The sequence below is a fragment of the Flavobacterium salmonis genome, from assembly GCF_903819435.1.
GTDB classification, from domain to species: Bacteria; Bacteroidota; Bacteroidia; order Flavobacteriales; family Flavobacteriaceae; genus Flavobacterium; species Flavobacterium chungangense.
The window spans coordinates 1-210 of the sequence record NZ_CAIJDP010000010.1; the positions used below are offsets into that span (position 1 = coordinate 1).

1 protein-coding gene is annotated in these 210 nt (G+C 49.0%); it reads right to left on the bottom strand.

From position 1 onward, the window contains the following. Positions 1–210, bottom strand: a 210-nt coding sequence (locus FLACHUCJ7_RS00050) for a hypothetical protein (protein WP_219634023.1), incomplete at both ends; no start/stop codon positions are given.

Below are 210 nucleotides of genomic sequence, written 5' to 3' on the forward strand. Positions count from 1 at the left end.
CTCAGTGTTACTGTTGGGATGGTCTCGTCATCGGTAATCGTAATGATTGCCTGAGTTGTACTGCCCGCCGTAGCTCCTGTAACATTCGTGATATCGATGACTACGGTTTCATTTCCTTCGTACAGCAGGTCATCAGTTGGATCAATAGTGATCGTACCGGTCAATTGGCCTGCCGGGATGGTGATGGTAGTAGTGCTGGCTGCGTAATCT